Source organism: Mesoplasma entomophilum (genome assembly GCF_002804125.1).
GTDB classification, from domain to species: Bacteria; Bacillota_I; Bacilli_A; order Mycoplasmatales; family Mycoplasmataceae; genus Mesoplasma; species Mesoplasma entomophilum.
Genome location: NZ_CP024966.1, coordinates 212,454 through 234,897 on the forward strand (window position 1 = coordinate 212,454; position 22,444 = coordinate 234,897).

General features: G+C 27.3%; 28 protein-coding genes and 1 other RNA gene. 26 read left to right on the forward strand and 3 right to left on the reverse strand.

What is annotated here, in order from left to right:
• The first annotated feature begins 35 nt into the window (after window positions 1–35).
• The 8 genes from trxA (at window position 36) to MENTO_RS00990 (ending at window position 7,874) form a co-directional block, all read left to right on the forward strand.
• Window positions 36–344, forward strand: coding sequence for a thioredoxin (gene trxA / locus MENTO_RS00955; RefSeq protein ID WP_099651024.1), 309 nt, complete (start codon window positions 36–38; stop codon window positions 342–344).
• A gap of 138 nt (window positions 345–482) precedes the next feature.
• Entirely contained in the window at window positions 483–1,175 is a 693-nt protein-coding gene (locus MENTO_RS00960) for a DeoR/GlpR family DNA-binding transcription regulator (RefSeq protein ID WP_099651025.1), read from the forward strand.
• A gap of 13 nt (window positions 1,176–1,188) precedes the next feature.
• Complete coding sequence (pfkB, locus tag MENTO_RS00965; protein ID WP_099651026.1) at window positions 1,189–2,124, forward strand: 1-phosphofructokinase; 936 nt, start codon at window positions 1,189–1,191, stop codon at window positions 2,122–2,124.
• A gap of 9 nt (window positions 2,125–2,133) precedes the next feature.
• Entirely contained in the window at window positions 2,134–4,299 is a 2,166-nt protein-coding gene (locus MENTO_RS00970) for a PTS fructose transporter subunit IIABC (RefSeq protein WP_099651027.1), read from the forward strand.
• A gap of 103 nt (window positions 4,300–4,402) precedes the next feature.
• Window positions 4,403–5,722: an ATP-binding cassette domain-containing protein gene (locus tag MENTO_RS00975; RefSeq protein ID WP_167372666.1), complete on the forward strand. Its 1,320-nt coding sequence runs from the start codon at window positions 4,403–4,405 to the stop codon at window positions 5,720–5,722.
• On the forward strand, window positions 5,709–6,743 hold the full coding sequence (locus tag MENTO_RS00980; RefSeq protein WP_099651028.1) for a hypothetical protein: 1,035 nt from the start codon (window positions 5,709–5,711) through the stop codon (window positions 6,741–6,743). The genes MENTO_RS00975 and MENTO_RS00980 overlap by 14 nt, the downstream gene beginning before the upstream one ends.
• Window positions 6,743–7,684 carry an ABC transporter permease gene (locus MENTO_RS00985; RefSeq protein ID WP_099651029.1) on the forward strand — a complete coding sequence of 314 codons (942 nt, stop codon included), beginning with the start codon at window positions 6,743–6,745 and terminating at the stop codon, window positions 7,682–7,684. The genes MENTO_RS00980 and MENTO_RS00985 overlap by 1 nt, the downstream gene beginning before the upstream one ends.
• 4 nt (window positions 7,685–7,688) lie before the next feature.
• Window positions 7,689–7,874: a hypothetical protein gene (locus MENTO_RS00990; RefSeq protein ID WP_099651030.1), complete on the forward strand. Its 186-nt coding sequence runs from the start codon at window positions 7,689–7,691 to the stop codon at window positions 7,872–7,874.
• A 9-nt stretch (window positions 7,875–7,883) separates the two neighbouring features.
• On the opposite strand, the gene MENTO_RS00995 is transcribed toward MENTO_RS00990, so the two are convergent.
• Entirely contained in the window at window positions 7,884–8,939 is a 1,056-nt protein-coding gene (locus MENTO_RS00995; RefSeq protein WP_099651031.1) for a formate/nitrite transporter family protein, read from the reverse strand.
• 177 nt (window positions 8,940–9,116) lie between these two features.
• Between MENTO_RS00995 and MENTO_RS01000 the strand changes: the two genes are divergently transcribed.
• The 5 genes from MENTO_RS01000 (at window position 9,117) to MENTO_RS01020 (ending at window position 11,258) form a co-directional block, all read left to right on the forward strand.
• A complete protein-coding gene (locus tag MENTO_RS01000) occupies window positions 9,117–9,590 on the forward strand; it encodes a PTS sugar transporter subunit IIA (protein WP_099651032.1) in 474 nt (157 codons plus the stop codon).
• A 173-nt stretch (window positions 9,591–9,763) separates the two neighbouring features.
• A complete protein-coding gene (infC, locus tag MENTO_RS01005; protein ID WP_099651033.1) occupies window positions 9,764–10,306 on the forward strand; it encodes a translation initiation factor IF-3 in 543 nt (180 codons plus the stop codon).
• Between the two features lie 31 nt (window positions 10,307–10,337).
• Entirely contained in the window at window positions 10,338–10,532 is a 195-nt protein-coding gene (rpmI, locus tag MENTO_RS01010) for a 50S ribosomal protein L35 (RefSeq protein ID WP_011183086.1), read from the forward strand.
• Between the two features lie 23 nt (window positions 10,533–10,555).
• Complete coding sequence (rplT, locus tag MENTO_RS01015; RefSeq protein WP_099651034.1) at window positions 10,556–10,918, forward strand: 50S ribosomal protein L20; 363 nt, start codon at window positions 10,556–10,558, stop codon at window positions 10,916–10,918.
• 7 nt (window positions 10,919–10,925) lie between these two features.
• On the forward strand, window positions 10,926–11,258 hold the full coding sequence (locus tag MENTO_RS01020; RefSeq protein ID WP_099651035.1) for a hypothetical protein: 333 nt from the start codon (window positions 10,926–10,928) through the stop codon (window positions 11,256–11,258).
• A gap of 54 nt (window positions 11,259–11,312) precedes the next feature.
• Here MENTO_RS01020 and trpS read toward each other — a convergent pair whose 3' ends face one another.
• The gene (gene trpS, locus MENTO_RS01025; RefSeq protein ID WP_167372667.1) at window positions 11,313–12,323 is read right to left on the reverse strand and encodes a tryptophan--tRNA ligase; all 1,011 of its coding nucleotides are present in this window, start codon (window positions 12,321–12,323) and stop codon (window positions 11,313–11,315) included.
• Window positions 12,324–12,415: 92 nt separating this feature from the next.
• On the opposite strand from trpS, the gene MENTO_RS01030 reads away from it, so the two are divergent.
• The 10 genes from MENTO_RS01030 to MENTO_RS01075 all read left to right on the forward strand — a co-directional run bounded on the left by MENTO_RS01030 (window position 12,416) and on the right by MENTO_RS01075 (window position 20,641).
• Window positions 12,416–13,195 (forward strand): NAD(+)/NADH kinase, encoded by a 780-nt coding sequence (locus tag MENTO_RS01030; RefSeq protein ID WP_099651037.1) that lies wholly within the window; start codon window positions 12,416–12,418, stop codon window positions 13,193–13,195.
• Between the two features lie 57 nt (window positions 13,196–13,252).
• Entirely contained in the window at window positions 13,253–13,822 is a 570-nt protein-coding gene (gene rsmD / locus MENTO_RS01035; protein WP_099651038.1) for a 16S rRNA (guanine(966)-N(2))-methyltransferase RsmD, read from the forward strand.
• Window positions 13,812–14,705, forward strand: a complete 894-nt coding sequence (gmk, locus tag MENTO_RS01040; protein ID WP_099651039.1) for a guanylate kinase — start codon at window positions 13,812–13,814, stop codon at window positions 14,703–14,705. Before rsmD ends, gmk begins: the two co-directional genes overlap by 11 nt.
• Complete coding sequence (gene rsmB / locus MENTO_RS01045; protein WP_099651040.1) at window positions 14,686–15,963, forward strand: 16S rRNA (cytosine(967)-C(5))-methyltransferase RsmB; 1,278 nt, start codon at window positions 14,686–14,688, stop codon at window positions 15,961–15,963. The genes gmk and rsmB overlap by 20 nt, the downstream gene beginning before the upstream one ends.
• Window positions 15,964–16,049: 86 nt before the next feature.
• Window positions 16,050–16,745: a hypothetical protein gene (locus tag MENTO_RS01050; RefSeq protein ID WP_099651041.1), complete on the forward strand. Its 696-nt coding sequence runs from the start codon at window positions 16,050–16,052 to the stop codon at window positions 16,743–16,745.
• 12 nt (window positions 16,746–16,757) lie between these two features.
• On the forward strand, window positions 16,758–17,417 hold the full coding sequence (gene cmk, locus MENTO_RS01055; protein WP_099651042.1) for a (d)CMP kinase: 660 nt from the start codon (window positions 16,758–16,760) through the stop codon (window positions 17,415–17,417).
• Between the two features lies 1 nt (window position 17,418).
• Window positions 17,419–18,726 carry a ribosome biogenesis GTPase Der gene (der, locus tag MENTO_RS01060; protein ID WP_099651043.1) on the forward strand — a complete coding sequence of 436 codons (1,308 nt, stop codon included), beginning with the start codon at window positions 17,419–17,421 and terminating at the stop codon, window positions 18,724–18,726.
• A 5-nt stretch (window positions 18,727–18,731) separates the two neighbouring features.
• Entirely contained in the window at window positions 18,732–19,736 is a 1,005-nt protein-coding gene (locus MENTO_RS01065; protein ID WP_099651044.1) for an NAD(P)H-dependent glycerol-3-phosphate dehydrogenase, read from the forward strand.
• Between the two features lie 18 nt (window positions 19,737–19,754).
• Complete coding sequence (locus tag MENTO_RS01070) at window positions 19,755–20,027, forward strand: HU family DNA-binding protein (protein ID WP_099651045.1); 273 nt, start codon at window positions 19,755–19,757, stop codon at window positions 20,025–20,027.
• A 74-nt stretch (window positions 20,028–20,101) separates the two neighbouring features.
• Window positions 20,102–20,641, forward strand: a complete 540-nt coding sequence (locus MENTO_RS01075; RefSeq protein WP_099651046.1) for a DnaD family protein — start codon at window positions 20,102–20,104, stop codon at window positions 20,639–20,641.
• Here MENTO_RS01075 and MENTO_RS01080 read toward each other — a convergent pair.
• The gene (locus tag MENTO_RS01080) at window positions 20,622–21,122 is read right to left on the reverse strand and encodes a Holliday junction resolvase RecU (RefSeq protein ID WP_099651047.1); all 501 of its coding nucleotides are present in this window, start codon (window positions 21,120–21,122) and stop codon (window positions 20,622–20,624) included. The genes MENTO_RS01075 and MENTO_RS01080 overlap by 20 nt on opposite strands.
• 79 nt (window positions 21,123–21,201) lie before the next feature.
• On the opposite strand from MENTO_RS01080, the gene MENTO_RS01085 reads away from it, so the two are divergent.
• The 3 genes from MENTO_RS01085 to MENTO_RS01095 all read left to right on the forward strand — a co-directional run bounded on the left by MENTO_RS01085 (window position 21,202) and on the right by MENTO_RS01095 (window position 22,442).
• Window positions 21,202–21,558, forward strand: a complete 357-nt coding sequence (locus MENTO_RS01085; RefSeq protein ID WP_099651048.1) for a hypothetical protein — start codon at window positions 21,202–21,204, stop codon at window positions 21,556–21,558.
• A 46-nt stretch (window positions 21,559–21,604) separates the two neighbouring features.
• An RNA gene (gene rnpB, locus MENTO_RS01090) (RNase P RNA component class B) lies at window positions 21,605–21,940 on the forward strand.
• Window positions 21,941–21,974: 34 nt separating this feature from the next.
• Entirely contained in the window at window positions 21,975–22,442 is a 468-nt protein-coding gene (locus MENTO_RS01095; protein ID WP_167372668.1) for a CinA family protein, read from the forward strand.
• Window positions 22,443–22,444 lie beyond the last annotated feature (2 nt).

Sequence of the window (22,444 nt, forward strand, 5' to 3'; positions counted from 1 at the left end):
ACTATAAATACAAAGAAACAAAGGAGAATATAATTATGGCAGAAATGATTAAAGTTTCATCAAAAGAAGAGTTCGATAAAATTATTAGTGAAGGAAAAACATTTGTTGATTTTAATGCAACATGATGTGGACCTTGTAAAATGCAAATGCCTTTAGTGCATATGCTAGCTCAAAAAACAGAAGGCATTAAATTTATTGATTTGGATGTAGATTTAGTTCCTGAGGTTGCACAACAATACCAAGTTATGTCAATTCCAACTTTAATGTTATTTGAAGATGGAAAAGAAGCTAAAAAAAATGTAGGATTTATGGATCCAACTAAGTTAGATAATTTCGTTAAATAATAATAAAAAGACTTAGGTCTTTTTTTAATTGGAAAAAAATCCATTTTATCTTATATAATTATTAAAAATAAATAAAACAAAATTAAAATTTTGGTTTTTTTTGGTTTTTTTTGGTAATATGAAATTAGAAAGGGTAATATGATAAAAAAACAAAGACAAACAATGATTTTAAATTTTTTAAAGGGCAAAAAAATTGTTACTGTTGAAACCCTTTCAAATGAATTTAAAATTCCGCTAACAACTTTAAGAAGAGACTTAATAGAACTTGAAGAGTTGAAGAAGGTAGTTAAGTTGCATGGTGGAGTTGAGTATAAAGAACCAGCATTTATCTATGAAGATTTTTTTGAAAAGAAAATAAAAGACAATGTTAAAGAAAAAGAAACAATTGCCAAAGAAGCTATAAAAAAAATTAATAAGAATGATTCAATATTTATTGATTCAGGATCAAATGCTTATTTTATTGCTAAATACTTAAAAGCTGATCTTAATTTACAAATTGTAACCAATTCTATTTATAATGTTTTGGAACTAATTAAAAACGGTCACGATAATGTTTACTTACTTGGTGGTAAGTTTACAAATGTAACAGGAGCTATTTTAGGGTTCGAAGCTCTTGAAGCCTTGAAAAATTATAATTTTGATAAAGCATTTTTAGGTGTAAATGCTGTAGACGAAGATGGATTCATTTACACAACAAGTCCGGAACATGCTCAAGTAAAAATCGAAGTAATAAAAAATTCAAGAGAAAGCTATGGATTAGCTGATTCTAGTAAAATGGATCGAAAATCCTTTTATAAATTTGCTGACAAAGAATCAATTAAATTAATATAAAAAGAGGAAAAAAATGATATATACAGTTACATTAAATCCTGCTTTAGATCATATAATTGAAACTGATGGATTTAATATCGGAGAAACAAATTATTACAAAAATGAATATGTAGTAATTGGTGGTAAAGGTATTAATGTTTCTATAGTTTTAAATAATTTAGAAGCAGAAGTTTTATCAACTGGTATCTTGGGTTCAAACAATAAAGGTTCATTTTTAGAAAAGTTTCAAGAAAACAAACTGAACAATGAATTCTTTATAAACAAAGGTGCCACAAGAACAAATTTGAAAATAAAAAATTTAGCTAAATTTGAAGAAACTGAATTAAATGGTTTAGGATCAACAGTTAGCTTAGAAGTAATAAATGAGTTAAAAGATTTTTTAAGAAAAAACTTAAAAAACGGTGATATTTTAGTAGCAGCTGGAAGTATACCAACTGGTGTTGAAAATAATATTTATGAAGAAATAGGGAATATTGCAAATGAAAAGAATGCAATATTTATCTTAGATACTTCAAAAGTAAGCATGCTAAATGGATTAAAAGCAAAACCTTACTTAATAAAACCTAATGTTGAAGAGATTTGTGAAATATTAAGTTTACCATTCAAAGAATACTCATTTGAAGAAGTGACTGAAATGGTTCAAAAATTAAAGTCATTAGGTGCTAAAAACGTTTTATTAAGCAGAGGAAGTAAAGGAAGTTATTTCTTTGCAGAAGATAACTCAATTTATGAAGCAGGAATTGCCAAAGGTAAATTAGTTAATTCAGTTGGATCAGGTGATAGTATGATTGCGGGATTCACATATGGATTATATAAAAATTTATCAATTGAAGAGTGTTTACAATTTGGTGCAGCAGCAGGTGGAGCAACAGCTTTTACTGAATGACTTGGATTAAAAGACGACATTTTAAGACTAAAAGAAGAAATTAAAGTTAATAAAATAAAATAGGAGACAATTATGGAATTAAAAGATTTATTTAAATCTAAAGTTTCAGTCTTTCAAGCAGATTTAAAATCAAAAGAAGAAGTCATTGATTTTTTAGTTGATAAATTATCATCAGAAAAAATGATAGCTAACAAAAAAACTTTTAAAGATGCGATTTTAAAAAGAGAAGGCGAAGCATCAACAGGTATGGGTGATGGAATTGGTATTCCTCACGCAATTAACAATACAGTTAAAGAACCTTGCATTGCTTTCTTAAGTTTAAAATCACCGATAGACTGACAAAGTTTAGATAACAAACCAGTAGACCTAATCTTTATGATTGCTACAAATGATGAAAAAGGTGAAGCACACTTGGGTGCATTGGCTGATTTATCAAAATTCTTAATGAAACCTGAATTTCAAGAGGCATTAAGAAGTGCAAAAACTTTTAAAGATCTTTCAAAAGCTTTTGACATAGATTCAGAAACTAAAAAAATTGAAGCACAAGATGGAAAATATGATGTTATTGGTATAACAGCATGTCCAACAGGGATTGCTCATACATATTTAGCAGAAGAAAAATTAATTGAGTATGCTACAGAATTAGGTTTAAGTGTTAAAATTGAAACTCAAGGACGTAGAGGAACTGAAAATAAATTAACTCAAGAAGATGTTGATAATGCTAAGGTGATTATTTTAGCTCACGACAAAAACTTACAAGGTATGGCTAGATTTAGTGGTAAACAAGTAATTGATACAACTACTAAAGATGCAATTTTTAATGGAAAACAATTAATTGAGGAATTTGGAAAAACAGATAAAACTACTACAGCAAAAGTTGTATCTTCAAAAGATGATGAAGTAAGCGATGATTTTTCAATGAAAAAATTTGCTCAAGTTAAAGGGAACTTACTTGCTGGTGTTTCAAGAATGTTACCATTTGTTGTTGCTGGAGGAATTATATTAGGAATTGGATTCTTAATTGATTTTGCAGCAGGTAATGGTAATGTTCCAGGAATGACTGGTGCAACATTTGATTATTGATTTAACAATATATATGACAAATCTAAAGTTGATATATTAGCAGAATGAACTAATTGATGAATGGGAAATTTTGGAACACACAGCGAAGTTGCGGGTTGATTTTCAGCAATTGGTAAAACAGGCATGATGATGATGGTTCCTGTTTTAGCAGCATATATTTCATATACAATTGTTGGCCCTCAAGGATTAATGCCAGGTTTTATTGCAGGTATACTTGCAGATGGAACAGGTGGATTTGCATATGCAAGTAAACCAGGCGGTTGATCAGGATTATGATCAGTATTATTTCCTTTAAATGAAAATGGAGAAACTATAATTCCTATGCAATCAGGATTTATTGGGGGTATGGTTGGTGCATATGTAGCAGCCTTAATTGTATTTGGATTAACATTGGGATTTAAAAAATTTAAAAAATCTTTCCATGGAGTAAGAGATATAGTTCTAATTCCTGTATTATCACTTTTAGGTATTTCTTTAGCGATGTTTGCTTTAAATATTCCTTTAGGTTATACAATGTATGGTCTACAACAATTCTTAAAATTACTAGCTGATCATAATTTATTAATATTATTAGGAGCTATCCTAGGATTAATGATGTGCATTGATATGGGAGGACCAATCAATAAAATAGCTTATGTAACTGGAACTTTATCAGTTTCTGGTGGTTTAGGTAACGATCCTTTAATAACTGTTACAATGGCAGCTGCTATGGCTGGTGGAATGGTTCCACCTCTAGGAATTGCATTATGTACTTTATTATTTAGAAATGCATGAACAACAAAAGAAAAAGATTCAGCAAAAGCTAACTGACTAATGGGAGCATTCTTTATTTCAGAAGGAGCTATACCATTCATGGTAACTGATCCAAAAAGAATTTCAGTTTCTGCAATGGCTGGTGGAACAATCACTGGTTTAATTGTTGGTGGATGTAAAATTACTTTAGGAGCACCTCATGGTGGAATAGCAGTATTCCCGTTATTAAAATCTGGATTACTTGGAACAAACCCAGAACAAATGAATTCAGGTGGAGCAATTGGTTTAGGTGTAGGTTTATACATCTTAGCAATCGTTGTTGGTACAGTAATTATGGCAACAATCTTAGGATTTTGAAAAACATATGACATTAAAAAAGGTAAATTAGTTATTACCAATTAATATTTAAATAAAAACCTTATTTATTTAAGGTTTTTTTCTTTCCAAAAAACTCTATATTTTTTTTCAAGGAGTAAAATAATTTATAAATGAGAAAAAACAAAAAATGGAAAGAGAAAGGTACTTATTAATGGATTTAAAAGCTCCTATAGTAGAATTATCAAATGTATCAAAAATATATAATAAACAAATTTGAGCATTAAAGAAAATTGACTTGAAATTATATCGCGGTGAATGTATTTCACTTTTAGGTTCTAATGGTAGTGGTAAAACAACTTTACTAAGAATTATTGCAAATAATTTAAAAAACACAACAGGAACTATTAATTATAATTTAGAAGAAGAAAATATTTTAAAGGCGATTGGGCTACAAAAAAGAGAACAAGCGTGGCCAAACGGATTTAAAGTAAAAGATATAAATGACTTATGAATTAGAATATATGACATAAACGATCTAGAATGAATTAATAAACTAAAAGATGTTTTTGGTGTCAACGAAATTGAAGAAAAATATCTTAATAAACTATCAATTGTAAGATTACAAATATATGCGATTTTCTTAGCTTTCATCTCAAAACCTGAATTAGTTTTAATTGATGAGTTATCATCGGATATAGACTTTAGATATGAAGAAAAAATCACTATTTTCTTGAAAGAATACTTAGATGAAGGCAATACAGTTGTTTTAAATAGCCCAAGTTATTATTTTTTAGAAAACTTAACAGATAGAGTAGTTTATTTAAATGATGGTGAAATCTTTGAGGATCTATCAATTAAAGAAGTTAAAAAAGAATATAAATCTGTAATGGAATATACTAAGTCTATATTTAAAGAAGAACTTATAGCCGAAAAGAAAATCAAAAACAAAAGTAAATTTTTCTCTACAATGAATAGTAAGACAGAAACATATTCAAACAACTTACAATCAATAATTGAACAACTTGAAGTTCAAGAAAATCACAGCGAAAAAGTTTTAAATAGATTAAAAGAAGTTTACTTTAGTATTTTGGATTTAAAAACAAGCATTGATAACTTGTCTGTTTCATATATTAATGCAAATGCTATTAAAACTATTTCTAAAAAAATTAAAGTAACTATTAAATTAATAAATAAATTAACTATTAATTATAAATATAAAAAATACCATAAAACTTTAAATGGTATTGAAAAATTCTTAAGCAAAGAGTTAAAAAGAACTTTTGCAAATGATAAGATTATTGTCAATGGAGACGTTTTAAGCATCACAATGTCTGAATCAGAAAAAAAACAGTTAGATAAACTTAAAGAAAAATACATTAGAGAAGAACAAAAAATAATTAGAAGAAAAATATTAAAACAGCAATTTAAAAAAGAAAAAGAAAAGAAGTTAAATGATAAGCTAGTTCATAATTCTTTAAAAGAGGACGCAACTAATGAAATCAAATAAGAATTTCAGAATTTTTTTAAGACTAATGAAGGCTCAAACTTTCAACTATATTACAGATCCAATAAATATTATTTTGGGTGTTGTTTTAACAACAGTAACAATGTTGTGTTGAGTAGCTTTTAAACCTCATGATGCAGAATCAGGTCTTTTAGCTGATAGTTTCGTTTTAGCATCAGCAATTGGGATTTCTTCTATTAGAAACTCACAATATAATTTAAACTTAACACTAGCTGATTGAAGAGAAACAAGATTTATCAGAAACTTATTAACAACACCAGTTTCTAAAAGAATTTTATATTCTTCAATTTTATGTTTTAACTGAATAGTTAATATTTTAGTTACATTACTTTTAATTTCTTTAGCAATGTTATTTAGTTCGCAAAGACAAGTTATTTCTAATGTTGAATGAGGGCCATTTTTAATAGGTTTTGTTTTAAATATTTTACTTTCAAATGTTATAGCTTTATTTTTGTCAACTACATTTAAAAATAAAGAGTATGTATTTATTATTTCTTTATTATCATATTTTGGACCAATGTATTTATTAGGTTTGGGTATTCCTTGAAACGTAGTTGGCCAAATACCAGTAATTAATATTTTAACTTACATTGCTCCGCACAGATACACATTACACTTAATGCAAGCAGCATGAGTTGGAAATGCATCAAATATGGCTTTCCCAGGTGTAGAAGCAAGTTCATGATTAGGGCAACATGGTTTTGGTTATGGAGGAAACGGATGATGACTACCAGCAGTTATTTCAATTAGTTTTATTATTTTATTTGCTCTAGCTTTCTATATACGTTTAAAAAATAATTACCAATTTGGAATAAGAAAATATTCAAAATTTAAAGGTATTAAAAAACATACAAATAATATTGAATTAATTAAAAAAACAAGTTCAATTGATGAGTTAAAAGCATTAGTAGAAATAGCTGGTTTAAATTATAAAGAAGAAAAAACTAAAAAACGCAATAAGATTAAAACAATTAAACCTAGCAAAAAGCGAGGTGGTAAATAATGAAATCAGCAAAGTTCAAAAAAGAATATAAAGTTTTTAGTATGTTATTTGTTATTCAAACTAAACATTGATTTAAAAATCCGTTAAATATATTTTTGGGTGTTTTTATTTCTTTTTACACAATGTTATGCTGATTAGCATTCAAAAATAATGATCCATTTTTATTAGTCTCAGGAATTTGTGTAGCTATGGTTAGAAACTCAATGTACATTTATTTAAGAACAATAAATGATTGAAGAGGAAAAAACTTTGTTGATAAAATGAGCATGACTGATATTAGCAATAAAACAAAACATGCTTCGCTGTTGGCGTTTAACTTTGTATCAACATTTATTATTTGTTTAGTATTATTTTTATTATCAATTATACTATTTCCAGCTCAGTGAACCTATATAGAGAACATGAATGCATTGATGGTCATTTTTGGCTTACTAATATGTTGAGTTACATGTTATGTAATTGCATTATTCTTATACACTTTCATTAATAACACAAAGTGAACAGTAATGATTGGTTTATTAATTTATTTTTCAACCATGTATTTTTTAGGTTTAGGATTTCCATTTCAAACTATTGTTGAACAACAATGACTAAATTACATATTATATTTACATCCAATGAGATATTCAATTAATATAGTTCAAGCAGGATTTGTTAACCAACCAAATTTTCACTATATAAATGAAGCATTGAGAATCAATGTTGACTTCGGATATGCAGAAAAAAAATGATTGCCTTATTTTTTAGCACTAATAACAATTAGTGGGTATATAATTTGTTTAGTGTCAAAAAGAATAGTTGATTCAAACTATAAATTTAGATCAAAAAACAAAATAAAGAGATTGAGGGCAGAATCAAAACTTTATATTAAAAAGATTAATGAAACAAATGATATAGAGTTTTTAAAAAGATTAAGAGAAGATAGAAGACAAAGGGATTAAAAAAATGAAATGTTACAACACAAATTGTAAAAATGATGCAAGTGCATCATTTGCAGAAAAAATATTAGATGTTAACTCAACACAAAACAAGTGATTAACAACTGAACCAGTTTACAAAAGAATTACGTTATATTACTGTCATGATTGCATGCAAACAGTATTAAGCAACTTAAGAGGACAAAAAAAATAATCGCAACGATTATTTTTTTATTTTCATTTTTTTGTTTTCAATTCTTTCAATTTCTTCTGCTAGAAATTTCATTCTAGCTTCTTGAACCAATAATGTATCAAATTCTTTGTTAAATAGGCCCATAAATGTTCCAATTATTAACGCACCAACAAAGTTACCTAATAATGCAGGAATAATATTGAAAGCAACGAATGCTCAAGCCATGTTTGCATGTTGAGTTGTTGGATCAGATATTGCTCTTAATATTAACATTCAAGCGCCAAATCAGTTAGCTACACAGTGTTGGTAACCACCAATTGCAAAATAGAATAATACTAAAAAGTACATGATCATTGCTGCAACTGTATTTCCTTTTGCTGATTTAGAACCTTGAGTTGCTAAACAGATTAAGAAGTTACATAATACAGCACTTGCAAATACATAACCAATTGTTTTAAATATTTCACCAGCTTTTAAAGCATCTTTAGCTTCTATTGCTGAACCTACTTCATAAAGTTTAGCTTTGCCAAAAGCATTGTATATATGTTGGGCCAATGCTGGGCTGTGGTTTAAAGCTCCACTTAATTGAAAAATACAAGTAAATATCATAATTCCAATTATGTTACCAGCATAAACAAGTCCGCAAGCTTTTAAGAAAATTGATCATCTTTCAACTTTCTTGAACATTGTTCTGTTGTATCACATGTGTGCTGTAACAAAACCCCCTCCAAGAAATGATATAAGTAATATAACACTACCAAATATTAATCCGGTTAATATTTTTACTAGTGATTCAAGTACAGCTTTATCAGCACCTACAAATGAATACGTAGCCATAGCAACTGCAACATAAACTAATCCAATTCAAATACCAGCTAAAATACCAGCCATAAATTGTTTCATGTTTGATAGTCTTAACCCATCAGATATAACTCTAAATGTATGAATGTATCCATAGTTATGATAAGCAACGTCTTGACTATAAAGTGGAGAATAATCAACTTGTTCTAAAGTTAATATTTCCTTTTTGTAATTTTGTATTTTTTGTTCATCAGTTAAATGGACTCTTTTTTTCCATTTTATCATTCTTTATTTTTCCTTCTCTAAAATTATTTTCTATTTTAATAATACATTAATGGAATTATATTTTTCAAAATTATTTTATTTTTTTATACATTTTTACTTATTGGACTTTATCATCTATATATTTAAGTGTTATAATTTTATTAGCCTAATTAGTTTAAAAGAGGAGAAATATAAAACATGGGATTATTTAGCAAAAAAAGCAAACTTGTTGAAATCTTTGCACCAGTTGATGGTGAGGTAGTTGGATTAGACAAAGTTGAAGATGAAGTTTTTAGTGGAAAAATGATGGGTGATGGTTTAGCTATTGTTCCTGCAAATGGTGATTTTGTTTCACCAATGAATGGTGAATTAGCTAGTGTTTTCCCAACAAAACACGCATATGGATTTAGAGAAAAATCAGGAGTTGAAGTTTTAGTTCATATTGGACTAGACACAGTTAACCTTGATGGAGAAGGATTTGAATCATTTGTTAAACAAGGAGACAAAGTTAACCATGGTGACCCAATGGTTAAAGTTGACTTAAAATTTGTTAAACCAAAAGTTCCTTCAATTACAACACCTATTATTGTAACTAACCAAAATGGTAAAGAAATTACTATTGTAAAAATGGGAAAAGTTAAAAAAGGTGAATTAATCGCAACTGTTGGTTAATATATTTACAAATCATTAATTTATTTGTTATAATTTAAATGTTAAAGAAAAAGAAGCACAGGCTCACCACAAACTTAACGTAAAGTGGTTGAATTAGTAATATAAAGAATATTATAATGTGTGCTATCTAATTTTTTGACGGCACACATTTTATTTATCCAAAGGAGTATTAGATGGATCAAAGAAGAAACAATTCAAAACCTATTAAAAATCAAGACCCAATAAACACTTTTATTAGAGCTAGAGAAGTTTTAATCATTGGAGACAATGGTGAAAAACTAGGACCTTTAAAAAGAAATGAAGCTATTCAATTAGCTGAAGAAAAAGGTTTAGATTTAATGCAAGTAGGTCAACAACCTGATGGTTTAGCAATTTGTAAAATTTTAGATTATGGTAAATTTAAATACCAACAACAAAAGAAAAATAAAGAAGCTAAGAAAAACCAAGTTAAGGTTGAAAACAAAGAAATCAGATTGACCGTTAACATCGGTCATCATGACTTAGTTACAAAAGCTAAAAAAGCTAGAGAGTTTTTAGAAGCTGGAGATAGAGTTAAAATTTCTTTAAAATTTAAAGGTAGAGAAATTGCATACATGGATTTAGGAAAAGAAACACTGGACAGATTCTACAAGGAAATTGAAGATATAGCTAAAATTGAAAAAGAAGCTAAATTAAACTCAAGATTCTTAGACATGTACGTTGTGCCAAAGAAATAATTAGAAAAGTATTGAAAGGAAATTAAGTATTATGCCAAAAATGAAATCAAAAAAATCATTAGCAAAAAGAGTTATTGCTAAGAAAAACGGTACTTTAAAAAGAGGTAAAGCTTATAGATCTCACCGTGCTACAGGTAAAACTACAAAACAAAAACGTCACTTAGAAAAAGCTACAATCGTTCATGTAACAGATATGAAACGTATTAAAGGTTTATTACAAAAATAAGAAAGGTAAAAGGAAAATAAGTTATGGCAAGAGTTAAATTTGGAAAAGTAACTAGAGCAAGAAGAAAACGTTGAATTAAACGTGCAAAAGGTTACTATGGAACTAAACATTCTTCATATAAAAAAGCGCACGAACAAGTAGTTCGTTCTATGGCTTACGCTTTTATCGGGCGTAAACAAAAGAAACGTGATTTTAGAAAATTATGAATTGTACGTATCAACGCAGCTGTTAGACCTTATGGTTTATCATATTCAAGATTTATGAATGGATTAAAATTAGCAAATATTGATGTTAACCGTAAAATGTTATCAGAATTAGCTATTTCAAACCCAGAACAATTTAAATTATTAGTTGATGCATCAAATAAAGCATTAGCTTCAAAATAATAAAATTATGGCTAAAATAGATCAAAAATCAAATAAAGTAATCTTCACTAATGCTGAATATGCTAAAGCTTGAGAAAATTGTCCTATTATTCAAAATAGAGACCGAAAAGACTTTAGACTTTGTTATATATGTAAATATCCAATGGAATTCAAAATTAATGAAAACATGAGTGATGATGAAACTGCTTGAGTAATTGATTTAATAAATATTAAAAAACCAGTTCTTGAAATTGAAAACTATATTGGCGTACATGCTAATTGTGTTGAGAACAGAACTAAAAAGAATGCTACTAAACTAATCAAAAGAATTAAAATGGTTGGTTGAATGGCACCTGAATAATGAACAAAGATGCATAAGCATCTTTTTTATATAAAAAAATAAACCTCTGAAGGTTTATTTTCTATATCAATTAATTCCTAATTTATTTTGAACTTTATTAACTTTTTTATTAGCAACTTTTTTAGCCTTTGAAGCACCTTTTTCAAGTACTTCTTTTAAGTAATCACCTTTAATAATTTCATTGTATTTTTCATGAATCGGAATAATTAATTCTAATAACGCTTCAGTCACATCGTCTTTCAGATCTTTATAATTTTTTCCTTCTCATCTTTTATTACATTCTTCAATTGAAACATCTTTGATGATTGAATATATATTCATTAGGTTAGAAACCCCTGGTTTATTAACAGGATCGTATTTAATTAAGTTTTCACTATCTGTTACAGCGGCTTTAATTTTATTTGCTATTTCAGCAGGTGAATCTAACATTTTGATAACAGCTTTAGGGTTTTCGCTAGATTTACTCATTTTTTTAGTAGGATCTTGCAAGTCCATAATTTTAATATTACCTTTAGTTAATATAGGTTCTGGAACAACATGCATTTCTCCATATTTGTTATTCATTCTACTTGCTATGTCTCTAGCCAATTCTAAATGTTGTTTTTGGTCCACACCAACAGGAACAAATTTTGGATCATAAAGTAAAATATCAGCAGCCATTAAACAAGGATATGTAAATAAACCTGTAGGAATAGAAATATTTTCTCCGTTACTTTCTTTTGCTGATTTATCTTTGAATTGAGTCATTCTTGATAATTCACCCATTGTTGATTGAGTAGTAAGAATTCAACCTAACTGAGAGTGTTCAACAACATCAGATTGTAAGAAAAGAGTCATCTTTTCGGGGTCAAGTCCACATGCAATATAAAGTGCTGTCATTTCCTTTGTTTTAAGTTTTAATTGAGTTGGATCTTTAGGGATTGTTATAGCATGTAAATTAGCAACAAAAACAAATAAATCATATTCATTTTGATACTCAATTAAATTTTTAACGACTCCTAAATAGTTTCCCAAACTCATTGAATCACTCGGTGTAATACCAGTTATCATTCTTTCTTTTTGCATTCTTATATTCCTCGCTTTTATATATAATATTATATCAAACATATATAACCTAATAATTGATATAATTATTTTACATTAACTTGAGGTGCAAAATGAAATATAGTATTGTAAAAAATGATTATGACGAATCAAAAAAAATTGCTGAGGAACTTTCAAATTTATTAATTAGTAAAAAATGAATTTTAGATAATAAAAATCCTAATTACATTTTTGTGATTGGCGGAGATGGTACGTTTCTAAAAGCAGCAGAACTATTTAATAACATTTTAGAAGAAGTAATCTTTGTACCAATCAAGTCAGGGGGTATTGGTTTTTACACAAACCATAACAGAATCTCAGATATTAAGGACATATTAAATAATATAGAAAAACAAGAACCAATTGAAATTTCAGTTTTGGAGGCTAACGATTATAAAGTTATTAATGAAATTAAAATCATTAATAACTTAAGACCATTGGAAGTTGATGTTTTAATTGATGGTGAATTGCTAGAAACTTTTAGAGGAACAGGTTTAGTATTCTCAACTTCTGGTGGAAGCACTGGATTTGCAAAATCTCACAATGGAGCTGTAATAATTGATGAAAATAATATTTTTCAGATGCTAGAAATAGCTGCAGTATCAAATAACAACTTCAGAACATTAAATGCTCCAGTTATTTTTTCAAGAAAGCATAAGGTGGAAGTAGTAATAACAAAACCAAATGATGTTGAAATTATTGTGGATAGCAGAAAATGTAAACTACCAGCAAATAACTCAATCAAAATTCAATTAAGTGATAAAAATATAAAATTGATTTCAAAAAACAGTGAAAAATTAACAAAGACAAGAATATTGAATTATATTTTCACAACAAACAAATCTTATAATTAGCTCTTTAGTGCTTTTATAAGTGTTATGCTATATAATATTAAATTATCAAGGAGTTAAATGAACGTAATATCAGGCAAATATAAAGGGTTAAAATTAAATACACTTGAAGGTATGAATACTAGACCTACTTTGACTAGAATTAAAGAAGATGCATTCAATATTATTGATAACTATTTTATCTTTGACGGCAAAAAAAGTTTAGATATTTTTGGTGGGAGCGGTGCTTTAACTATTGAAGGTTTAAGTAGAGGAATACCATATGCTGTGGTTAATGATTTTTCAAGAGATGCCTTAAGAGTAATAAAGTCAAACTTAGAAAAAACTAAATCTAAAAATTGAGAAACTCACAATAAGGACTATTTAGAATTGATTGACTATTTAGCTTTTAGAAATGAAAAATTTGATTTGGTTTATATGGACCCACCATTTGCAAAAGTTGAGTCATACGATCAAGTGTTTAAAAAATTACTTGATTTAAACCTATTAAATAACTGAGCAATAATAATGATTGAATCAGAAATGCCATTAGATAAAAAAGTTATATCAGAATTTAAATTATTAAAATACAAAGATTACAATAAAAAACATTTATACATTATAAGATTGGAGAACAAAGATGGAAAATAAAGGAAAAGTAATTATTATATCAGGACCAAGCGGTGTTGGTAAGGGTAGTGTTAATGGGGAATTATTGAGAAATAAAGAATTGAAATTAGAATATTCAGTTTCAATGACAACAAGACCACCACGTGAAGGTGAAGTAAATGGGGTTAACTATTTCTTTGTGTCAAAAGAAGAATTTGCAAATGCAATTGTCAACAATGAACTTATTGAGTATGCCAATTTTGTTGGTAATTCTTATGGAACACCAAGAAAATACGTTGAGGAAAAATTAAATCAAGGTAAAAATGTTATTTTAGAAATTGAAGTTGATGGAGCAACTCAAGTTTTAAGAAATGAGGAAAATGTTTTATCAATATTTTTAATGCCACCAACTTTAAATGAGCTAGAAGCAAGAATAAAGGGTAGAGCAACTGAATCAGATGAAAAAATTAAAGCTCGTTTAGATAAAGCATTATTAGAAATACCATTAAAGCATAATTATGATTATGTTGTTGAAAATGATTCTGTTGAAAACGCTGTGTCAAAAATTACTGACATTTTAATTAGGGAAAAATGTGCAGGAGCAAACAAGGAATCTAAGTTTAAAGATCTTGTTAAAATAGTTGAAAATATTGTTGATGAAAAATATACTTACTTTATTAACAACTGAGAAGCTAATGTTAAAATATTAGCGCATAATACTGAAGCAAAAGAAGAAGCACAAAACTTTGATGCTAGAGAAGAACTAATTAAAATACTTTCTTCTGAAGTTTATAGAAAAACTTTGGCTCATGGAGATTTTTCAAAAATTAATGATGTAGAATTTGTAGATTTTAAAATTCAAAAATTAATGTTCAAAATTAACTTTTTCAGCATAAAACAAAGAAGTGATTTCAGTGGAGACTAATAACTCAAGAAGAATTGCATTTGATATTCTGAAAAAAGTGTTTAAGAACAAATCTTTTTCAAATATCCTTTTAAATGATGTATCTAAAATGCAAATTTCAAATAAATTTAAGAACTTAATTTTTGCTATAGTACATGGTACTATTACAAACCAAATATTACTTGACCAAGTTTCAAGAAAAATAATAGATGTTAAGAAAACAAATATTGATATTCAAATATTGTTATGAATGAGCATTTATCAAATTCGTTTTTTAAAAACAATCCCGCAGTATGCTATTGTCAATGAATCAGTAATGATTGCTAAGTCTGTCAACCATAAATTTTCTGGCCTAATAAATGCCTGTTTAAAAAAAGTTATTAATAATGAGGAGGAATTATTTGATTTTTCAAATAAAGATGAAACTGAAAGAATTTGCATTGAAAATTCATTTCCTAAAAATTTGTTTGTCTTAATTCAAAAAGGCTATGGAAATGAAATTGCAAAAAAAGTAGCTGTAGATTCTAATCAAAAACCTGTGATTAGTTTCAGGGTTAATACATTAAAAATAACTGAAGACGATTTTTTTAATAAAAATAAAGAAGAGTATGGACTAGAAAAAACTCAAATCGAAAACTGTTTAGTTTCTAAAAAAGCAATTGTTAAAAGTGATAGTTATACAAACGGAGAAATAACTATTCAAGACCCAGCTTCTATTTTGGTTGGGAATGTTTTAAATCCAACTAAAGGAGCAAAAGTTTTAGATATGTGTAGTGCTCCAGGGGGCAAATTAACTCATTTAAGTATGCTAATGGAAAATACAGGTCATATCACTGGATATGAAATAAGCCAAAATAAAATAAAACTGATAGAACAAAATATTGAAAGATTAAGTTGTAAAAATATTGAACTTAAATGTGGAGATGCAACTTTAATTGATGAAAAAGAAAATTTTGATTTTATATTATTAGATGCCCCCTGTTCAGGTTTTGGTGTATTAAAAAGAAAGCCAGAAATAAAAATTAATAATATTGAAATGAAAAGTATTAATAATATTGTACAACTTCAAAAAAAATTATTAGATACTGCTTATTTTAACCTTAAAAGTAATGGTGTCATGGTTTATTCTACCTGCACAATAAACCCTTTTGAAAATCAGCATCAAATTAAAGAATTTACAAAGAAATATAAAGATATTAAGATTATTGAAGAAAAGCAATTATTTGGTTATGAAATGAATACGGATGGTTTTTATATTTGTAAAATGATTAAAAAATAGAAGGTTTAACCTTTTATTTTTTGTTGTGTAAGATTAAAACTAGTATTTGTTATAAAATATATAAAAGTATAAAAGGAGGAATTAACGTGGATAAGCAATTATCAAGAAGTGAATTACACAAAGACCAAATAAAAGAAATGAATAAGAAGTCTGTTGAAAATAGAGACATTTTAGCTATGAATTCATTAGTTAGTTCTTCTTTGGAGACCTTGAAAAATATTGATCCTGATTTTTTCACAAGAGTTGAAAAAGTTTTAAATCAGGAAAACGATAATGTTAAGTTTCATTTAGAACATGATCCTGAAATAAAACATTTTAATTATGAAATCATTAGTCAGTTAAATGATTCGCTTGATGAGTTGAAGAAAATTCAAAGTTATGAGTTAAGTGGTAATGGTAATAGTAAAAGTGAAATTATGTTTCAAGAAAAAGAATTCTATAAAAAAGAATTGGAAGATTTACTTAATTCATTAAACGAAAAAAATAGAAAATTTTTAGATAGAGTAAATAACAGTGAAGCATATAAAACAAACTATGCAGGTGATAAAAATCAAACTCTAGCTAAAAGTTTTTTAAGTGATCAAGAAAAAAAAATAATTGCTCAAAAAATTGACGGAAATAAAACATTAATTCACGATATTAGAAATAAACAAAGAGAAAAAATGCACAATTTAACTCAGAGTAAAAAAAGATTTAAAATAAATACAAAAATATTCACATTTGTTTTTGCTGGATTTACTTTAGTTGGTTTAATAGGGATAATAATCATTTTTTTCATTTAGAAGGAGGTTAATATGAATAAGAAAATTATTGTAGCTGTTGATGGGACTGCAGGTAGTGGAAAAACTGCTACGTTCAATGCAGTTGCTCAAAAAATAGGTTATGAATTTATTGATACAGGATTAATGTATAGAGCATTTACTTTGCTTTGTATAGAATCAAAAATTGATTTTTCAAATAAAGAGCAAATTATTGATACATTAAATATTTTTGACTTTTCAGTTAAAAATGGTAAACCTTATTTAAATGGAAAAGAAGTAGAAAAAAGAATTCAAGAAAATGACATAGTCGAATTCATTAATTATGTAACTCCAATACCAGAAGTGAGAAAGTTCATGATAAAAGCTCAAAGAGCAATGGTAACTGGTGGCGGATACATTGAAATAGGTAGAGATATAACAACTGTTGTATTGCCTGATGCGGATTTAAAAATTTATTTAGATTCAAGTGTTGAAGCTAGAGCTGAAAGAAGATTTAAGCAAAATAAAAGATTAGGTATTAAAAATAATAATTTTGAGGAAATAAAAAATTCGATAATTAACAGAGATGAACAGGACTTTAAAAATGGATTAAAAAAAGTAGAAGATGCTTGATTAATTGATAATTCAAATATTCCAATCCAAGACGTTGTTAATATGGTTATTGATAAAATAAAAGAATTGGAAGGTAAATAAAATGAAAAAGGGAATTGTAGCAATAGTAGGAAGACCAAACGTTGGTAAATCATCGTTATTTAACAGAATAATTAGAGAAAAAAAATCAATTGTTGAAGATACACCAGGTGTAACCAGAGATAGAATTTATGGGACAGCAGAATGATTAACAAGAGAATTTATTGTTATTGACACTGGTGGTATAACACTTGAAGATCAACCATTTGCTAAAGAGATTAAGGTTCAAGCTGAAATAGCTATGGAAGAAGCTGATGTAATTGTTTTTTTATTGAATCATCAAGAAGGTTTATCAGATGAGGATAAAATGATTGCAAAAATTTTATACAAGACTAAAAAACCAATTGTTTTAGCAGTAAATAAATATGATAAAAAAACTTCTAATTTTGATCAATATGAGTACATGAGTTTAGGATTTGGAGAGCCAATTCTTATAAGTGCAACTCACGGTATCGGAACTGGGGATTTATTAGACGATATAATTCATCAAATGCCTTCAAATGATGAAATAAATAAAGATAATAGAACAAGAGTTTCAATTATAGGGAGACCAAACGTTGGTAAATCTTCATTAGTTAATTCATTAATTGGTGAGGAAAGAATGATTGTTAGTGATATACCTGGTACAACCTTGGATGCAGTTGACTCAGTTGTTAAAGTAAATAATATTGAATATACACTTATTGATACTGCAGGTATTAGAAAGAAATCTAAGATCTTTCAAAACGTTGAAAAGTACAGTTACTTGAGATCGTTAACAACAATTAATGGAAGTGATGTTGTTTTACTTATGTTAGATGCATCAGTACCAATTAGTGATTTAGATACAAATATTGGTGGATTGGCTTTCGAAGAAAGAAAACCAATTATAATAATTGCTAATAAATGAGATTTAGTAGAAAATAAAGAAAAAGAGATATTAAAAAAGGAAGATGAAATAAGAGCTTACTTTAAATATTTAGCGTACGCCAAAATTTTATTCGTGTCAGCGCATGATAAAACTAGAATAACTAAAATATTTACTGCAGTTGAAGACATTAGAACAGCACTTGATAAAAAAATTAAAACATCAGTATTCAATGAAGTTTTAAATAAAGCACAATTAATTAATCCTGCACCAAACTTTAACGGTGGAAGACTAAAGATTTATTATGGTGCACAAGTGGAAGCTTATTTACCTACATTTGTTTTGTTTGTTAACAACCCGGATTATGTTCACTTCTCATACAAAAGATTTTTAGAAAATCAAATAAGACTTCAATTTGGATTTGAAGGTGTGCCAATGTCAATTATTTTCAGAGAAAGGAAATAAAAACTATGAGTAAAAAAAATATAACAATTATCGGAACTGGAGCTTACGGAACTGCATTAGCAAATGTATTAGCCGATAATGATAACAATGTTATTATGTATGGAATTGTTGAACAACAAGTTGACGATATTAATATTTATCATCAAAATTCAGTTTTTTTTGATAATAAAAAAATAAATAAAAAAATTAGAGCTACTAATTCAATGGCAGCAGCATTGGAAAATACTGATATTTTAATTTTGGGAGTTCCTACAACTGCAATCAAACATGTAGTTAATGATATTATTAAATATGCTAAAAAACCAATGGATATAATTAATACAGCAAAAGGTCTTGATGAAGAGAATTTAGGTTTACTTTCAGATAAAATTAAAAAATACTTTGAAAAATCAAACGTTTTAGCATCATACTCAGCTTTGTATGGTCCCTCAATTGCTATTGAAGTTGTTGATCGTCAACCTACCGCTATAATGATTGCGTCAGAAACAATTGAAAAAGCTAAAGAACTATGTGACGTATTTTCAAATGAATACTTTTACATGTATCCAACAACTGATATTGCTGGTTGTGAAATATCAGCTGCATTAAAAAATTCAATTGCAATTGGTGGTGGAATTCTTAAAGCATATAATGCAGGGGATAATGCTCATGCTACATTATTGACGTTAGGATTAAATGAAATGTATGAGTTTGGAAAACATTTTGGAGCTAAGCTAGAAACATTTTTAAACTTTGCTGGATTAGGTGATTTAATATTAACTGCATCAAGTAAAAAATCTAGAAATTTTAGATTAGGTGAAACAATTGTTGAATTAAATGATGCTAAAAAAGCTTTAGAATCATTTAAATTAACTGTTGAAGGGGTGGAAACAGCCAGAATAGCCCATGAAATAGGGATAAAATATGAAATTAACATGAATTTTTTTGAAATAATATATAATATTTTATATAATAATGTTAAGCCTATTTCACTTTTAAATAATGTCTTTAGAGACGTGAAATTAGTTTAAAAAATTAAAGGAGAAAATATGACAAAAAAAGACTTAATTAATGAAATCATTGCTAATGAAAACATTTCAAAAGTTGAATGTGAATCAGTAGTAAACTCATTATTCGATTTAATCATTGAAGAATTATCTTCAGGAAATGAAGTTTCAATCGCAGGTTTTGGTAAATTTGCAATTAGCGAAAGAGCAGCAAGAGAAGGTATCAACCCTTCTACAGGTGAAAAAATTTCAATTGCTTCTTCAAAATCAGCTAAATTTAAAGCAGCTAAACAATTAAAAGAAAAATTAAACTAAAAGTAAGCATATGCTTACTTTTTTTTATTTTTAAATTAAAATAAAATACATATACCAAAAAAGGATGTGTAGTTATGCTTATAGAATTATTAGCAAAAGGATTAATTTCAAAACATAAATTATTATTAGAAAACTATAAAAAGATTTCAATGAATGAAAATCAGGTGATGATAGTTTTATTAACAATGCAGTTTAGTGATGAAAATAAAAAAATGATTACACCTTTGAAATTATCTAAATTTATGAATATTTCTATTGATACAATTGAGGCTGAGTTACAAGATTTAGTTGATAAAAGACTTGTTAAGATCAAACCAAAAGAAATAGATTTTAGTCAATTATTTTTGAAAATAGTTTTACTAATTGAAAATGAATCAATTAAAAAAGGAGAAACATATTTTATTCAAACAATTGAAAAAGAAATTGGCTGAAAATTTACAATTCCTCAAATTGAAGAATTGAAAGATATTTTACAAACTTCTATATCACGACAACAAGTTTTAGACATTTTATATAAACATAAAATAAATGATTATGAGACATTCCTTAAACTAATTGGAAAATATTCAAACAAAATTGAGAAATCTCTGAAATTTAATTGATTAGAAAATTAAGTTTAGGCAAGTAATTTAATTTAAACTCACTATCTAAGTAAATTTGATATGCATTATCTAAAAATCATTCATATGGAATGGTTTTTTTGTTTTTATTAACTCATGCAATTAAAGTTAAATAGCTAACTAAAAAGAACTCTTCATAACTACCAAAGTAAATTATTAAAAAAGCTATACCTTTATTACTTGTAACTAACTTCATTTTTTCATTTTGATTTTTTCGTATCAGATGAAAATCAAAATAATCTTTATAAGTTTCTTTGGCTTCAAACTCAAAGTAAATGCCTTTATAAACGCCAATGTAATCACAATTAATACTATTTTTAAATTTCGCATTTGTTATTTGATTATTTTTTGTACTAATTGGAAGTATATTAGTTGGTATCTTTGAAACAACACAATCGTTATTGTCAATATATTTTTGATGTGTAATATTTAAAAGTGTTTCAAGAAACATTCCTTGATTTTTAATTGGATTCATTTAATCACCTCATATTAGTATTAATAGATTTTTTATTTTTAATACATGATAAAATAAATAATAAATATTGGAGGTACTTATGAAAAAACAAATTATATTAGCAGATGAGATTTTGCACGAAAAAATTCCTAGTGAATTCCCAGGGTATAAAGTTGAAAGTGTTGATAATTTACTAGACAAAATTATTGTTCAAATGAAATTCTATGAAGAAGAATTAGTACGACTAAATAAAGTTATAGAAGAAAAAAATAGCGATATTGCTGTTCTAGAACAAAAGTCATCTGATTATCATGCAATGTTCATTAATAAAAGCGCTGAAATTGATAAATTGACAAAAGAGCGTTTTTCAAATTCAGACTTTGTTAAACAATCAAAACAAATTGATACATTAGAAAAAACAATGAAGCAAATTTTAGAAAAATTGGAAAATAAATAATAAATATTATAAGTTAATAGATTATAAGATAAAATAATATATGAGATTTTATGGTCAATCGCTGCATTTTTAAAAAATGTAGAGGAAACTCCACGCTTGCACAATCTGAGATGGTTGTAGTGATTATGCTAGACGAAAAAATAAGTCTAGGCAATACACAAGTATTGACGGCATAACTAACCTAAGGCTTTGCTATGGTGATGTTATGAAGTGCCACAGAGACGAGTATAGGGAAACCTTGAAATGGAACGCGGTAAACCCCATAAGTAAGAAACTTAAATTTTGGTAAAGGAACTTGGTGAACAGAAATGAATGTGAACCAGGAGGATTATATCCTAGATAGATGATTGACACCGAAAGGTACAAAACGTGGGTTATATTAAAATCTCATATTTTTTAATAGTTTGTGGTGAATTATGGAAACAATGAAAAAACTTGTAGATTATTTAAAAACAAATAATCAAACTATTTCAACTTGTGAATCTTTCACAGGAGGAATGTTTGCTAATGAGATAACAAATATTTCAGGAGCTAGCAAAGTTTATGTAGGATCTTTTGTTAGTTACCAAAATTCATTTAAACAATCTATAGTTGGTATTAATGAACGAATTATTAAAAAATATGGTGTTGTGTCTGAAGAATGTGCGATTGAAATGGCACAAAAAACTTTAGAATTAACTAATTCAGATTTTTCAATTAGTTTTACAGGTAATGCTGGACCTATTGCAATGGAAAAAAAAGAAGTTGGATTAGCTTATATTTGTGTTTGTTCTAGAACAAAATATGAAGTCATTAAAATTTATGAAAATAACATGAGTAGAAAACAATTCAAAGAAAATGGTTTAACTGTAGGAGTAAATCTTTTTTTAAACTTTGTAAAATAAAA